At 71.2% G+C, this 14,194-nt stretch carries 13 protein-coding genes and 1 pseudogene; 7 read left to right on the top strand and 7 right to left on the bottom strand.

Features of this window, described 5'->3' with window-relative positions:
- Window positions 1–55: 55 nt before the first annotated feature.
- From ABZ860_RS22055 to ABZ860_RS22030, 6 genes are all read left to right on the top strand, one after another.
- Window positions 56–688, top strand: coding sequence for a TetR family transcriptional regulator (locus tag ABZ860_RS22055; protein WP_357222880.1), 633 nt, complete (start codon window positions 56–58; stop codon window positions 686–688).
- Between the two features lie 147 nt (window positions 689–835).
- The gene (locus ABZ860_RS22050) at window positions 836–2,110 is read left to right on the top strand and encodes a cytochrome ubiquinol oxidase subunit I (RefSeq protein WP_357222877.1); all 1,275 of its coding nucleotides are present in this window, start codon (window positions 836–838) and stop codon (window positions 2,108–2,110) included.
- A 13-nt stretch (window positions 2,111–2,123) separates the two neighbouring features.
- Window positions 2,124–3,137 carry a cytochrome d ubiquinol oxidase subunit II gene (gene cydB / locus ABZ860_RS22045; RefSeq protein ID WP_357222874.1) on the top strand — a complete coding sequence of 338 codons (1,014 nt, stop codon included), beginning with the start codon at window positions 2,124–2,126 and terminating at the stop codon, window positions 3,135–3,137.
- Between the two features lie 103 nt (window positions 3,138–3,240).
- Window positions 3,241–4,110, top strand: a complete 870-nt coding sequence (locus tag ABZ860_RS22040) for an MEDS domain-containing protein (RefSeq protein WP_357222871.1) — start codon at window positions 3,241–3,243, stop codon at window positions 4,108–4,110.
- Window positions 4,100–4,903: an STAS domain-containing protein gene (locus ABZ860_RS22035; protein ID WP_357222868.1), complete on the top strand. Its 804-nt coding sequence runs from the start codon at window positions 4,100–4,102 to the stop codon at window positions 4,901–4,903. The genes ABZ860_RS22040 and ABZ860_RS22035 overlap by 11 nt, the downstream gene beginning before the upstream one ends.
- A 27-nt stretch (window positions 4,904–4,930) precedes the next feature.
- Complete coding sequence (locus ABZ860_RS22030) at window positions 4,931–5,473, top strand: hypothetical protein (RefSeq protein ID WP_357222866.1); 543 nt, start codon at window positions 4,931–4,933, stop codon at window positions 5,471–5,473.
- Window positions 5,474–5,479: 6 nt separating this feature from the next.
- Here the strand turns inward: ABZ860_RS22030 and ABZ860_RS22025 are convergent, their stop codons facing one another.
- From ABZ860_RS22025 to ABZ860_RS22015, 3 genes are all read right to left on the bottom strand, one after another.
- Window positions 5,480–6,526: a glucose 1-dehydrogenase gene (locus tag ABZ860_RS22025; RefSeq protein ID WP_357222863.1), complete on the bottom strand. Its 1,047-nt coding sequence runs from the start codon at window positions 6,524–6,526 to the stop codon at window positions 5,480–5,482.
- Window positions 6,526–8,343 carry a glycoside hydrolase family 15 protein gene (locus ABZ860_RS22020; protein ID WP_357222860.1) on the bottom strand — a complete coding sequence of 606 codons (1,818 nt, stop codon included), beginning with the start codon at window positions 8,341–8,343 and terminating at the stop codon, window positions 6,526–6,528. Before ABZ860_RS22020 ends, ABZ860_RS22025 begins: the two co-directional genes overlap by 1 nt.
- A gap of 223 nt (window positions 8,344–8,566) precedes the next feature.
- Window positions 8,567–8,977 (bottom strand): helix-turn-helix domain-containing protein, encoded by a 411-nt coding sequence (locus ABZ860_RS22015; RefSeq protein WP_357222857.1) that lies wholly within the window; start codon window positions 8,975–8,977, stop codon window positions 8,567–8,569.
- Between ABZ860_RS22015 and ABZ860_RS22010 the strand changes: the two genes are divergently transcribed.
- A complete protein-coding gene (locus ABZ860_RS22010; protein WP_357222854.1) occupies window positions 8,934–9,926 on the top strand; it encodes an NAD(P)-binding domain-containing protein in 993 nt (330 codons plus the stop codon). The two genes, ABZ860_RS22015 and ABZ860_RS22010, sit on opposite strands and share 44 nt — an antisense overlap.
- Before the next feature lie 167 nt (window positions 9,927–10,093).
- Here the strand turns inward: ABZ860_RS22010 and argG are convergent, their stop codons facing one another.
- From argG to ABZ860_RS21990, 4 genes and pseudogenes are all read right to left on the bottom strand, one after another.
- On the bottom strand, window positions 10,094–11,542 hold the full coding sequence (argG, locus tag ABZ860_RS22005) for an argininosuccinate synthase (RefSeq protein WP_357222851.1): 1,449 nt from the start codon (window positions 11,540–11,542) through the stop codon (window positions 10,094–10,096).
- Between the two features lie 88 nt (window positions 11,543–11,630).
- Complete coding sequence (locus tag ABZ860_RS22000) at window positions 11,631–12,827, bottom strand: ROK family transcriptional regulator (RefSeq protein WP_357222848.1); 1,197 nt, start codon at window positions 12,825–12,827, stop codon at window positions 11,631–11,633.
- Between the two features lie 192 nt (window positions 12,828–13,019).
- Window positions 13,020–13,243, bottom strand: a pseudogene (locus tag ABZ860_RS21995) (IS5/IS1182 family transposase); the annotation flags it as partial.
- Between the two features lie 101 nt (window positions 13,244–13,344).
- Complete coding sequence (locus tag ABZ860_RS21990) at window positions 13,345–14,190, bottom strand: SDR family NAD(P)-dependent oxidoreductase (protein ID WP_357222845.1); 846 nt, start codon at window positions 14,188–14,190, stop codon at window positions 13,345–13,347.
- Between the last annotated feature and the right edge of the window lie 4 nt (window positions 14,191–14,194).

Genomic DNA, 14,194 nt, shown 5'->3' with positions numbered 1-14,194 from the left:
TGGTCAGTAATGTACGCCCGCGTCGCCACTAATGTCCACGTGTACAGTAAGCGGCATGGTGTCTGACGCGTCACAGTCCAACGCCGCGGCGCCCGTGCCCCCGAGGAAGCGGGTGCGCGACCCGGAGGCGCGGCGAGCCGCCATCCTCGCCGCGGCCCGCTCCGTCTTCGCCGAGCGCGGGTACGCGAAGGCGACCATCAGGGAGATCGCGCAACGGGCCGGGGTGACCCACGGACTCGTCGTGATGCACTTCTCGTCCAAGGAGCAACTGTTCCTCGCCGCCGTGCCGGGGACGCGCGACCTCGCCGACAGCGTCCGAGGGGACGCCGAGGGCCTGGCCGAGCGGGTCGCGCGCGCCTACGTCGCCCGCATGGAGTCGGCCGACAGCGCCGATCCCTTCGTCGCCCTCGTACGCAGCGCCGCCGGCGATCAGGAGGCCGCCAAGGCGCTGCTGCGGGCCATGCGCGAGGAGAGCATCGCCGCCTACGGCACCGTGCTCACCGGACCGGACGTCGCGCTGCGGGTCGACCTGCTCGGCGCGCACCTCATCGGGGTCACGTTCAGCCGGTACGTTCTGGCCGACGGCCCGATCGCGGCCATGTCGGCAGACGACCTGGCCCGCTACCTCACCATGACGCTCGACGGCATCCTGTCCGGCTCCGCCGGGACGACCCCCGCGTCCTCCTGATCGGGCCCGGGCCCCCGATCACCTGCCGCGAGACGGGCGTGTGAGGATATGATCCGTCCGCTCTTGCGGATATTGCGAGGAAAGGGCTGATTTGTCGCTCCAGCACGCGCTCCGGACCTCTCCTCGCCGGGCGACGGGCGGACGCCGATGACGGACGAGACGCTGGCGCGGCTCCAGTTCGCGACGACGGCCGGTTTCCACTGGCTGTTCGTGATGCTCACCCTCGGCCTCGCCCCGCTGATCGCGGTGATGCACACCCGGCACGCCCTCGGCGGCGCACCGCTCATGGAGCGCATGACCCGGTTCTGGGGCCAGATCTACGTCGTGAACTACGTGCTGGGCATCGTCACCGGCCTGGTCATGGAGTTCCAGTTCGGGCTCGCCTGGAGCGGGCTGGCCGAGTACGCGGGCAACGTCTTCGGCGCCCCGCTCGCGCTCGAGACGATCGTCGCCTTCTTCGCCGAGTCCACCTTCCTGGGCATGTGGATCTTCGGCTGGGGGAAGCTGCCCAAGGCGGTGCACGTCACGTTGATCTGGCTGGTCACCCTCACCGCCTACGCCTCGGCGTACTGGATCATGGTGGCGAACGGCTTCCTGCAGCATCCGGTGGGGCACGAGGTGCGCGGCGGCGTCGCCTACCTCACCGACTTCGGCGCCATGCTCACCAACCCCAACGCGATCAACGCGCTGGTGCACGCCGGCACCGCAGCGCTGATGACCGGTGGAGTGTTCGTGGCGGGGGTGAGCTCCTACCACTTCCTCAAGCGCACGGCGGAGCGGGAGTTCTTCCGCGCGTCACTGCGGCTCGGCCTGTTCGTGGCCACGCCCGCGGCGTTGGTGGCCCTCTACTACGGGTTCGTGCAGATCCCGACGCTCGTGGACACCCAGCCGATGAAGGCGGCGACCCTGCGCGGCCACGTCGACGACATCGGCTCCCTGCGGGTCGAGGACGTCCAGGCGCACCTGGCGCAGCGGTTCGGCGCGGGCGACTACCGGCCACCCTCCTGGATCGCCGCCGCCTTCGACGTCATGCAGGACGTCGGTTATCTGATCTTCCTGCTGGTCGTCGTGGCCCTCGTCCTGCTCTACCGGGACTGGTACCTCCGATTCCGCCCGGCGGCGTACCTGATGCTGGTCGCGGTTCCCCTGCCCTTCGTCGCCGCGCTCGGAGGATGGCTGCTGCGCGAGGTGGGACGCCAGCCCTGGGCGGTGTACGGCGAGCTCACGACGGCCGCCGCACGGTCGCCCGTCGGCTCGATGACGGTGTCCCTGGTCCTGTTCTGCGGGGTGTTCCTCGCGCTGGCGGTCGCCGACTGGGTGCTGATCGCCCGGTATGCCCGCCGCGGCCCGGCCGGCACCGACCTGGGCGGACCACCCGGCGACGGGCAGGCGGAGCGGCCCTCCGCGGCGCTCGCCCTGTGAAAGAGGAGCCCTCGTGACGCTCGGACTCGTGTGGCCGGTCCTGCTCGGACTGCTGCTCGCCGGCTACTTCGTCCTGGCCGGTTTCGACTACGGCGTGCAGATGCTCACCCCCTGGCTCGGCCGTGACGACCGCGAACGGCGGGCGCTGCTCAACGCCTTCGGCCCGTTCTTCCTCGGCAACGAGGTCTGGCTGGTGGCCGCGGCCGGGGTGCTGTTCGGCGCCTTCCCCTTCCTGGAAGGGCGGCTGCTGTCCGGCATGTACTTCCTGTTCGCGGCGATCCTGGCCGGGATCGTCGTCGGGAACGCCGCCGTGCAGTTGCGCAGCCGCCACCGGAGCGCCTCGGCGCGCCGGCTCTGGGATGGGTTGATCTTCCTGGGCGGGCTGGTGCCCGCCGTGGGGTGGGGGCTCGTGACCGGCCGCCTCCTCGCCGGGGTGCCGCTGGACGCCCGGAACGCCTTCTCGCTCGGACCGGCCGACCTGCTCCACCCCTTCGTGCTGCTGTGCGGCGCCACGACCACCGCGATGTTCGTCGCGCACGGGGCGTCCTTCCTGGCGTGGCGGACCGCCGGCGAGCCGAGCGCGCGGGCGGCGAGGGCAGGCCGTCGCGCCCTGCTCGTGGCGGCCGTGGCGGCGGTCGCCGTCCTCGTCGCCGGCTTCCTCACCTCGGCGCGGCACGCCCTCGTCAACCCGTGGCCCGCCCTCGTGGCCGGCGCCGCCTTGGTGGTCGTGCTCCTCGCCGGGGCGGCTCTGCTGCGCGCGGGCCGCACCGGTCGCGCCTTCGCCGCGACCTCGTGCGCGGCCGCCCTGCCCGTCGTCGCCCTCGGCGCGGGCCTGCACCCCTTCGTGCTGGTCTCCTCCGGCGCCCCCGGCTCCGGCCTGCGACTGGCGGAGGCGATGGCGGAGGCGGGCACCCTGCGGCTTCTGGCGGGCTTCGCCGCGGTCATGGTGCCGCTGATGGTGCTTTCCCAGGTCTGGAACTGGTGGATGTTCCGCGACCGGGCCGGCCGTACGCCGACGTACCTGTAGCTCCTTCCACCATTCGAGACCGATTCTTGACGAATGCCGGTCACTAGGATGGGTACCCCGATGAGGCGGTGGGCGGCGGGGACCGCTCGGGGGTGGGGTCGCGGTGACGGTCAGCGCTGAAGTGCAGATCACGGATCTGACGATCAACGATCACGCGTGCCTGACCTTCGGCGAGCCGGAAGAACTGCTCGACCTCACCGCCGCGTTCGTACGGGACGGGCTGGCGGGAGGCCTGCGCGTCGTCTGGCTGTGCGAGGAGCCGCAGGGAGCGCTGGCCGAGCTGAGCCGCCGCGGGATCGCCGTGCAGACCGCCACCGCGAGCGGCCGGATGGACGTCGTCGCCTCTCAGGAGGGCCTGCTGTCCGGGCAGGCCTTCAACGTGGATCACGCGATGGGGTGGCTGAGCTCCCAGATGGAGCTGACCTCGCACGAGGGCTACTCGGGACTGCGGGTGGCCCTCGACATGGGCTGGGCCCTGCGGCCGGTCCACGGTGTGGAGCAACTGCCCGCCTTCGAGGAGAAGATCGCGACGGTCCTGTCGGACAGCAGGGTGTCGGTGTTGTGCCAGTACGACCGGGAACGCTTCGACCCGGTCACCCTCGCGTCGGTCTCCCCGTTCCACACACGGGCGGTCGCCGCGGCCACCTACTACGACGACCCGCTGCTGCGGATCTGCCGCCAGTACGCGCCGCCCGGCATCCGGATGGCGGGACAGATCGACCGGGCGGCCGAGGACGCGCTGGCCCTGGCGCTGTGCGAGGCGATCAGGACGGACGGCCCGCTCACGATCAACATGGCCGAGCTGTCCTTCATCGACCTCTCCTGCACCCGGACGATCATCGACGTGGCGCGGAGCGTGGCGCCGGCCCGCACGGTCGTCCTGCGATGCAACCCCGCCATCGTGCCGCGGTTCGTGCTGCTCGGCGCTCAGGGCGTTCCCGGGATCAGCCTGGTGACCACGCATGAGCGATGACGGAACCACCCACGCCTCCCACGTCGCCTCGGGCTCCGGCAGCGGGAAGCGGAGCACCGCTACGCCGGTGCTGATCCTCGACCAGTCGTTCGACCGCGGCTCGCTCTATCCCCTGCGGGAGACGCTGGAAGCCCACGTCGTCCACGCCGGGCTTCCCCACGGCCGGGCCGTGGACCTGGTGCTCACCGTCCACGAGCTCGCCACCAATGCGGTCTTCCACGGCTCGGGAACCGGACGGGCGAGGATCTGGCAGCTCGACGGCGTGCTGCGGTGCGAGGTCGGCGACCCCGGCTCGCCCGGGCACGACGCCGCCGGATGGCCGGTCAGGCACGGGCACGGGCTGTGGCTCGCCCGCTACCTGTCGGACCGGTTCACGATCGACTCCGGCCCGGGCGGCACCCTCGCCACGGCCGACTTCACCCTCCCCGGGCCCGCGTCGCGCCGGTCCGCCACTCCACGGCTGCGCCGTCTCGAGTCGCACACCGTTCTCGAGCTGGACGGCGCCCTGGACGAGCAGGCGGCCCCCGAGATCACCGCGGCGGTCGGGGAGCTCGTCTCCCGGACACCGGCGGCGGGGCTGGTGATCGACCTTTCCGCGGTGACCTACTGGGACAGCACCGGCATCACCGCCCTGATCGTGGCGCAGCAGCGCGTGTCGGAGACGGCGACGGGGATGCTGGTCCTGACCGGCCTCGCGGCCGAGTTCGCCGAGCGCCTCGACGCGCTCAGCCCGGTTCCGTTCACGACCTGCGAGACACCCGCCAAGGCGGTTCCCCTGCTTCCGCCCCCCTGACGCGCACGCATGTGCTGAAATGTGCCGATGGATCGGACGAGGCAGGCGATGGGTGAGATGCTCATCTACCTTTTCGCGGTCTTCCTGATCACCGGCGGGGTGCTGGCGTTCACCTACGTGCCCAGCGGCGAGACGGTCTCCTACACCGGCGACTACGAGCCGCTGCGAGGCGTGCAGATGAGCGCCGCCTACCACTCGATCCTCGACATCAGTTTCGACGATCGCGGCGGCCTGCTCGCACGGCAACTGCACCACCGCTGTGCGATCCTGCTCGGCCTGGGCACCGTCGTCTGGGCCCTGCTCGGCCGGTTCCGGTACGCGCTCCCGGTGCTGGGCCTGGCCGCGGTCGCCGCACTCGGCGGCTACGGGTCCGCCGACGACCTGCTGTCCGGCACCTTCCTGGCCAGGGTGCCCATTCCCGTCTGGTACGGCCTGCACCTCGTGGCGGCGCTCGCCGTGGGCGCCGTGCTCGTGGTCTCCTCTCGCCGGGAGGCCGCCCGGCAGCCCCGCACGGCCGGTTTCGTGGCGGTGACCCTCGGCCTCACCGCCATGCTGATCTTCTTGGTGTAGGAACCGTCACAGCTCGACGACGACCTTGACGTCCTGCGGCCCGGCGGTGAAGGCGTCGCGGAACGACTCCAGCGGCACCCTGCGGTTGATCAGCCGGTTCAGCCAGGCGAGATCGGCCTTGGCCAGGGCGTCCGCCGCGGCGGCGTAGTGGCCGAGGTTGGCGTTGACCGAGCCGATGAGCACGTCGTTCTCCAGCACGATCTCGCGGTTGAGGCTGCCCGCGTCGAGCGTGATCCGGCGGCCTGCCGAGGAGACGCCGGTGAGGCAGACGATGCCGTACGGCGCGGTGTTCGCGGCCACGGCGAAGATGACCGGTCCGGCCCCTGTCGCCTCGATGACCACGTCGGGGCGCACCTTGGCGGCGACCTCGCCGGCGTCCTCGGCGTGGTAGACCGCGCCGAGATCCCGCACGAGGGCCGGTTTGGGGCCCTCCGTGACCCGGTCGAGGACGTGCACCTCCAGCCCGCGCTGCACGCCGAGCAGCGCCGCGAGCAGGCCGATCGGCCCGGCGCCGGTGACCAGCGCGGTCTTCGGCGCGAACCAGGCCCGGGCGCCGACCTTCTCCACCTCGTCCCAGGCCTTGGCGACGACGCTGGTGGGTTCGAGGAGCATTCCGACGTCGGCCAGTCCGGGATCCAGCCTGACGGCGTAATCAGGCTCGACCACCCAGCTCCGGCTGGCGTATCCGTCCAGTTCCTTGATGCCGCGCTCGGTGTAGCGGCCGTTGCGGCACATGTCGAACTGGCCGTGCGCGCAGGCGCCGCACGGCACCGGGTCGGGCCGCCGGACCACTCCGACGACCAGGTCGCCCGGGGCGAAACCGCTGCCGGAAGGCGCCTGCCGCACCCTGCCCAGCGACTCGTGGCCGATGACCAGGCGGTCGCGGCCCGGCGGGGCCCAGCCGTACTCCCCGGCGGCGATCTCCTTGTCGGTGCCGCACACGCCGACGGCGAGACCGTCGACGAGCAGGTCCCCCTCACCCGGCTCGGGATCGGGGACCTCGGTGACGGCCAATGAGTCCTTCTGCAGCGGAATGACGGTGAGAGCGCGCATCAGCGCTCACCTCCAACGTGCTCGTGGCCGTGCGCGACGTGCTCGGCCGGCCGAGTGCCGGACAGGTGCCGGGCGGCGTTCACCAGCCCGACGTGGCTGAACGCCTGCGGGGTGTTGCCGAGCTGCCGCCCGGTCGCGGGGTCGTACTCCTCGCTCAGCAGGCCGAGATCGTTGCGCAGGCTCAGCAGCCGTTCGAACAGCTCGTACGCCTCCCGGCGGCGGCCGATGCCGTACAGCGCGTCGGCGAGCCAGAACGTGCAGGTGACGAAGGCCCCCTCGGTGCCGGGAAGGCCGTCCACGTTGCCGTCGGCCTGCGGCCGGTAGCGCAGCAGGAACCCGTCGGAGCACAGCTCGCGTCGCACCGCCTCAACGGTGCCGGCCACCCGGGGATCGGTCCAGGGCAGGAACCCCACCCGGGGGATCAGCAGCAGGGCGGCGTCCAGTCCCTTGGAGCCGTAGAACTGGGTGAACGTGCCCCGCTCGGGGTCGTAGCCGCGGTCGCAGACCTCGGCGTGGATCTTGTCGCGGGTGGCGCGCCACCGGTCCACCGGCCCGTCGAGGCCGAAGCGTTCGACGGCCTGCACAGCGCGGTCCAGGCCCGCCCACGCCATGACCTTGGAATGCACGAAGTGGCGGCGGTCGCCGCGCACCTCCCACAGCCCGTTGTCCGGGTCGTCCCAGTGGCCCTCCAGGAAGTCCAGCAGCGCCCGTTGCAGGTCCCATGCCTGCTCGTCGGCGTGGATGCCGGCCGTCCTGGCCAGGTGCAGCCCGTCGAGGACCTCGCCCCACACGTCGAGCTGGAACTGCCCGGACGCCGCGTTGCCCACCCGCACCGGAGCCGATCCCTCGTAGCCGGCCAGCCAGTCGAGCGGGTATTCCGGCAGGCGGCGGGTGCCGTCGATGCCGTACATGATCTGCAGGTCGGCCGGGTCTCCGGCCGCGGCCCGCAGCAGCCACTCCCGCCAGGCCCTGGCCTCGGCGACGAAGCCGGTGCCCAGCAGCGCCTGCAGCGTGAACGTCGCGTCGCGCAGCCAGCAGAACCGGTAGTCCCAGTTGCGCGGCCCGCCCGGCTGTTCGGGCAGCGAGGTGGTGACCGCGGCCACGATGCCTCCGGTCGGCGCGTAGGTCAGCGCCTTCAGCACGACCAGCGATCGGCGCACGGCCTCCTCCCACCGGCCCTCGTATCGGAAGCCGCGCATCCACGACGTCCAGAACGCCTCCGTGTCGGCGAGGGCCTTCTCCGCGTCCACCGGTCGCGGCATGCGCTCGTGCGAGGGCCGATAGGTCAGCACGAACGGCACCCGCTGCCCGGCAGCCACCTCGAACTCAGCGTAGGTCGTCATGTCCTCGCCGCGGAGCGGCACCGGTGTCTTCAGCCAGGCGGCGTCCGGCCCGGCGACCGCCGCGAGCCGTCCGTCCTCGTGCCGCACCCAGGGCACGATATGCCCGTAGTCGAACCGCAGCCGCAGCGCCATCCGCATCGGCACCCGTCCGCTGACGCCTTCCACGACCCGCACCACGTCGGCCGCCTCACCGCGTGGCGGCATCGCGTCGATCACGCGCACGGACCCCTCGGGGGTGTCCCACTCCGTCTCCAGGACGAGGGAGTCGCCGCGGTAGCGGCGGCGCGTGCAGAGCCCGCCGGCCGCGGGGGCCAGACGCCAGGACCCCGCCCGCTCGTCGCCCAGCAGGGCGGCGAAACACGCGGGAGCGTCGAACCGGGGCAGGCACAACCAGTCGATCGACCCGTCGCGCCCCACCAGCGCGGCCGTGTGCAGGTCGCCGAGCAGCCCGTAGTCCTCGATCCGCAGTGCCACCGCGCCTCCCCCTCCGGTGGTCGATCTCGCTCTCGCGAAACAAGGCCGGGCTACCCGGGCAAAGGGAACGTATGCACTGTGCAAAGAACCGTCGTCCAGCCGGCTGTGCCGCCTACCCACCTTTTTGTGGGTACTTGTCGGCCAGGCTCGCGCGGCGTGACGCTTGGTTCCGGGCGGCCGAAGGCCGTCGCATTCACGTGGGAGCGGAGGTGACGGCGGTGCGTCAGGAGACCGGGAAGGGCCCTGCCGGCGCCTCCTCTGCCGACGTCTCCCGGGCTGACGTCTCCCGGGCCCGCGTCTCCCGGGCCAGCTTCTCCAGGCGGCGATGTCCCCAGTCGGACAGCGGCGCCAGCGCCTCGGACAGCTCACGGCCGAAATCGGTCAGTGAGTACACGGTCTTCAACGGACGGCCGTCGTGCACCTCACGGTGCACTAGCCCGTCGGCCTCCATCTCCCGGAGCGTCTGAGTCAGCACCTTCTCGGTGAGGCCCGGCAGCCGCCGGACCAGCTCGCCGGGACGACGCGGAGCGGATTCCAGGAGCCAGAGCAGGATCGTCTTCCACTTGCCGTCGATCACGGCGATCGCGGCGGTGACCCCGCAGACGTTCAGGTCTCCGGCACGGCTACGCGTCATCGTCCATCCACCCGTTCAGCGCAATCTCCGTCATGCACACAGGAGTCGAGACATGAGCCAGCACGCCCACCAGTCTGCCGTCACGGTGCTCGGCCTGGGGCCGATGGGCCGGGCCCTCGCCGGGGCCTTCCTGGACGCCGGCATCCGGACCACGGTCTGGAACCGGACACCGGGCAGAGATCGGCAGTTGGCCGAGCGGGGCGCGTACGGCGCCCCCACGCCGGAAGCGGCGGTCGCCGCGAGCGAGCTGACCGTGATCTGCGTGGTGAACTACGACGCGGCGGACGCCGTCGTACGGCGCGAGGCGGTCGCCGGCGCGCTCCGGGGACACACGCTCGTGAACCTGACCGCCGACACCCCCGACCGCGCCCGGAGCACCGCCGCCTGGGCGGCCGGGCACGGCATCGGCTACCTCGACGGCGCGATCATGACGCCGACCGCGACCATCGGCACCCCGGCCGCGGTGTTCCTGCACAGCGGCCCTGAGGAGCTCTACCGGCGGCACCGGCCGGTGCTGGAGGCCCTCGGCGGCACGCACACCCATCTCGGCGAGGAGATCGGCCGGGCGGCGGCCTATGACATCGCGCTGCTCGGCGTCTTCTGGACCGCGATGGCGGGCTACGCGCACGCGCTGGCGGTGGCGCGAGCCGAGGGGGTGACCGCGCGGGAGCTGGCGCCGTTCGCCAAGGGCATCGGCGCGATCCTGCCGCCCGTCTTCGAGCAGGCGGCGGCGGAAGTGGACAGCGGCGGGTTCTCCGGCGAGGGCAACCCGATCACCTCGGCGGCCTCGTCCATGGCCCACGTCGTCCACACCTCCGAGGCCCACGGCATCGACGCGAGCGTGATGCGCGCGGCCGAAGGCTGGGCCCGCCGCGTCATCGCACAGGGCCACGGCGCCGACGGGTTCGTCCGGATCACCGAGCTCCTGAACCCCTCCGCCCGCGCCTGACCCGGCTTCCGGACGCCCCCGGCCCGCACCGCGCACGTCCACAGCCCGCCTTGCGTGGTTTCCGGCCACGCCCATGCACGTCCCCGGCCCGGCTTGCGGACGTGCCCGGCCCGGCTTGATGACGTCGAAGGGCGCCCGGCGACACCGGGCGCCCCCAGTCGTGGTCGTCAGTCGGTGCCGAGCTCCATGGCGGCCTGGTCGAGGAGCTCCTCCTCGCTGGAGACCTCGCCGCGAGAGGCGATCGCCTCGGCTCCGCCCTCGGGCATCGCGCCGATCAGCCCGGTCGAGGCCGCCTGGGCGGCGCCGATCAGCGCCGGCTGCTGGCTGCCGACCATGCCGAGCCTGGCGTACTGCTCCAGCTTGGCGCGAGAGTCGGCGATGTCGAGGTTGCGCATCGTCAGCTGCCCGATGCGGTCCACCGGGCCGAAGGCGGAGTCCTCGGTGCGCTCCATGGAGAGCTTGTCCGGGTGGTAGCTGAACGCCGGTCCGGACGTGTCCAGCACGGAGTAGTCCTCGCCGCGCCGCAGCCGCAGGGTCACCTCTCCGGTCACCGCCATGCCGACCCAGCGCTGCAGCGACTCGCGCAGCATCAGCGCCTGCGGGTCCAGCCAGCGGCCCTCGTAGAGCAGCCTGCCCAGCCGCCGTCCCTCGATGTGGTAGCTGGCGAGGGTGTCCTCGTTGTGGATCGCGTTGACCAGCCGCTCGTAGGCCGCGTGGAGCAGCGCCATGCCCGGCGCCTCGTAGATGCCCCGGCTCTTGGCCTCGATGATCCGGTTCTCGATCTGGTCGGACATGCCCAGGCCGTGCCGGCCGCCGATGGCGTTGGCCTCCAGCACCAGATCGACGGCGGAGGGGAACTCCTTGCCGTTGATCGTCACCGGCCGTCCCTGCTCGAAGCCGATCGTGACGTCCTCGGTGGCGATCTCGACGGCGGGGTCCCAGAAGCGCACGCCCATGATGGGCTCGACGATCTCGATGCCCGTGTCGAGGTGCTCAAGGGACTTGGCCTCGTGCGTCGCGCCCCAGATGTTCGCGTCGGTGGAGTAGGCCTTCTCCACACTGTCCCGGTAGGGCAGCCCGTGGGCGAGCAGCCACTCGGACATCTCCTTGCGCCCGCCGAGCTCGTTGACGAAGTCGGCGTCCAGCCACGGCTTGTAGATCCGCAGGGAGGGGTTGGCGAGCAGACCGTAGCGGTAGAACCGCTCGATGTCATTGCCCTTGAAGGTGGAGCCGTCTCCCCAGATCTGCACGCCGTCCTCGAGCATCGCGCGCACCAGCAGGGTGCCGGTGACGGCCCGCCCGAGCGGGGTGGTGTTGAAGTACGTGCGGCCGCCGGACCTGATGTGGAACGCCCCGCAGGCCAGAGCCGCGAGCCCCTCCTCGACCAGGGCCGCCCGGCAGTCGACCAGCCGGGAGATCTCCGCGCCGTACGCGGTGGCACGCCCCGGCACCGAGGCGATGTCAGGTTCGTCGTACTGGCCGATTTCCGCGGTGTAGGTGCACGGCACTGCACCCTTCTCCCGCATCCACGCGACCGCTACCGAAGTGTCGAGGCCACCGGAGAAGGCGATCCCGACACGCTCGCCGACAGGCAGAGAAGTGAGCACCTTGGACACGAGTAGAATATATACACGGGAATGCATGATCATGCAATCCTCTGCGAGCAGGATGCCGTCACCGGTGACCGTCCGGTGCGGGCGCCGATCACCGCGGGAAGCGGTAGACCTCCTCGCTGACCAGCCTGGCGGCGCCGATGACGCCCGCCTGCGGGCCGAGATCGCTCATCGTGATCGGCAGATTCCTGGTGGCGAGGGGCAGCGAGCGGCGATAGATCGCCCCGCGGATCTCGGCGAGCAGGACGTGACCCAGCAGCGTGAGCCCACCGCCCAGCACGATGAGGCTCGGGTTGAAGAACGACACCAGGCCCGCCAGCACCTCGCCCAGGCGCCGTCCGCCGTCGCGCACCATCTGCACGGAGGTCGCGTCACCGGCGGCCACCGCCTCCCCCACCTGCGCGGCGGTCAGCGTGCCGTCGCGTTCGAGGAGTTCCCCGAGCAGGGGCGAGCGCCCCGAGCGGGCCGCGGCGAGCGCGTCGCGAGCCAGCGCCTCCCCGCCGAAGGAGGCCTCCAGACACCCCGTGTTGCCGCAGGTGCAGATCTCGCCGGAATCGGCCACCGGTATGTGCCCGATATCCCCCGCGCACCCGTCCATACCGCGATAGAGCTCACCCTTGGCCACGATTCCGCAGCCGATGCCTGTGCCGACCTTGACGAACAGGAAGTTCTCGGCGGTGCTCGCCGCACCGGCGTGTTGTTCGCCCAGGGCCATTACATTGACATCGTTGTCCAGTACGACCGGACAATCGAACTGCCCGCCGAGGACATCGCGGACCGGATAACCGTCCCATCCCGGCATGATCGGCGGCGAGACCGGGATACCGCGTGAGAAGTCCACCGGGCCGGGCACGCCGACGCCGACTCCCACCGGTCTGTCCACTCCCAATTTGAGGAGCAGCCGGCGGCTCTGTTCCATGGCGAGTTCGAGCACCGGCTCTGGGCCCTGGCGTATGTCGCATTCCGCGCGTTCGAACGCGAGGACGCCCAGCCTGCCGTCGGTGACCGCGGTGGACACCGAGGTCGCGCCGACGGCGACGCCGACGAACCGCACCCGGCCGGCGAGATCGATGACGGTCGACCTGCGGCCTCCACGCGACGCGGCGGGCCCGATTTCCTCGACGAGGTGAAGCGCCGCCAGCCGGCCGAGTTCGGCTCCGATCGTCGTGCGTGACACTTCGAAGTGTTCCGACAGCTGAATGCGAGATTGCGGACCGGCGTCACGCAAGCGCGTCAGTATTTTGGCCTGGAGCCGCGTTTCGGCTCGTCCCGGCACCGGAGTCTCCACCGCCCAAGTTTCTCACCGGGCGACGCGTGATCCGCCATCCTGGCGAACCCCGGCGCGTGCCGGAATATCGCCGCGCCCGCTCATCGGAGAAGGATTTGCGCGGAAGTCGGGCAGGACTCGGACACCGCTCGGCAATGAAACTTTCATTGACAACTCAGCCGAACTCCGCGTTTCATCGGCCTTGAGCGCTTTTCATCCTGAGTAGCGGCCTTCTTCGATGAGCTGCAGGACATGGATGGTTGCATGATCGTGATGGCGCGCTGCGGGCGGCAGCGCAGCCGAGTCAGGATCTTCCAGGTCTACAAGGTGGCCACGGCGCGTTCCCCGCAGGCGCGGATGGGAGCTTGCGCGCGTTTGACCGAGCGCTGATGGCGCGACAGCGGCAGTCGTAGCCGATGGCCTTTGAACGGCGTCCGTCAGGACAATCCGGCTCACCGGCCGAGCGGATCGCCCGGACGCCCAGGCGTCCTGGGCGACCTGGGCGCCGCTCGCCGGTTGCGCGGCCTCTCGACCTGAGTCAGCGGGCTTCGAGGTCGCCGTGTGCCTCGATTGAGAGGTCCTGCCAGTCGGCCCAGGTCTTGAGCCGGTCGGCGTAGGCCCGCTCGATCAGCGGGTGGAAGCCCTTGCCGAACAGCACCCGCACCGGCGGGTTGGCGGAGTCCACGAGCTTCAGCAGTGCCTGCGCCGCGGCGGCCGGGTCGCCTGCGGGCATCTTCCCTGTCATCGCCCCGAGGTGCTGACGGAGACCGTCGTAGGCCGGGTCGGGCGTGGCCATGTAGCCGTTGGCGAGCGGGTCGGGGTTGTTGCCGTCCCGGGTGGCGAAGCCGCCGGGCTCGATGATGGTCACCTTGACGCCGAACTCGGCGACCTCGCCGGCGAGCGCCTCGTTCAGGCCCTCCAGGGCCCACTTAGAGGCGTGGTACGCGCCGCCGAGCGGCATCGCGATGACCCCGGCGGCCGAGGAAAGCTGGATGATGTGCCCCGAGCGCTGCTCACGCAGGTACGGCAGCGCGGCCTGGACCACCCACACCGCGCCGAACAGATTGGTCTCGAGCTGGTCGCGCAGTTCCTGTTCTGTAAGTTCTTCGACCGCGCCGATCTGGGCGTAGCCGGCGTTGTTCACGATGACGTCGAGCCGGCCGAAGTGCTCCTTGGCGCGCTTCACGCTCTCGAAGACGGCGGCCCTGTCGGTCACGTCCATTTCCAGTGGAAGCACCGCGTCTCCATAGGTGTCGGCCAGCGCCTGCAGGCTCGCGGTGTTCCGGGCGGTGGCAGCGACCTTGTCGCCGCGCGCCAGGGCGGCCTCCACGAAGTTGCGGCCCAGGCCGCGGGACGAGCCGGTGACGAACCAAACCTTCTGCACGGTG

It is taken from the genome of Microbispora sp. NPDC046973, from assembly GCF_040644495.1.
Lineage (GTDB): Bacteria > Actinomycetota > Actinomycetes > Streptosporangiales > Streptosporangiaceae > Microbispora.
Note: the sequence above shows the minus strand (reverse complement) of the source record. Positions and strands in the feature narration are given on the sequence as shown.

What these genes read in the sequence shown, in the direction of transcription:
- ABZ860_RS22055 (WP_357222880.1), top strand. Translation starts at nt 56, where the DNA reads ATGGTGTCTGACGCGTCACAGTCCAACGCCGCGGCGCCCGTGCCCCCG.
- ABZ860_RS22050 (WP_357222877.1), top strand. Translation starts at nt 836, where the DNA reads ATGACGGACGAGACGCTGGCGCGGCTCCAGTTCGCGACGACGGCCGGT.
- ABZ860_RS22035 (WP_357222868.1), top strand. Translation starts at nt 4,100, where the DNA reads ATGAGCGATGACGGAACCACCCACGCCTCCCACGTCGCCTCGGGCTCC.
- ABZ860_RS22030 (WP_357222866.1), top strand. Translation starts at nt 4,931, where the DNA reads ATGGATCGGACGAGGCAGGCGATGGGTGAGATGCTCATCTACCTTTTC.
- ABZ860_RS22025 (WP_357222863.1), bottom strand. Translation starts at nt 6,526, where the DNA reads ATGCGCGCTCTCACCGTCATTCCGCTGCAGAAGGACTCATTGGCCGTC.
- ABZ860_RS22015 (WP_357222857.1), bottom strand. Translation starts at nt 8,977, where the DNA reads ATGACGCGTAGCCGTGCCGGAGACCTGAACGTCTGCGGGGTCACCGCC.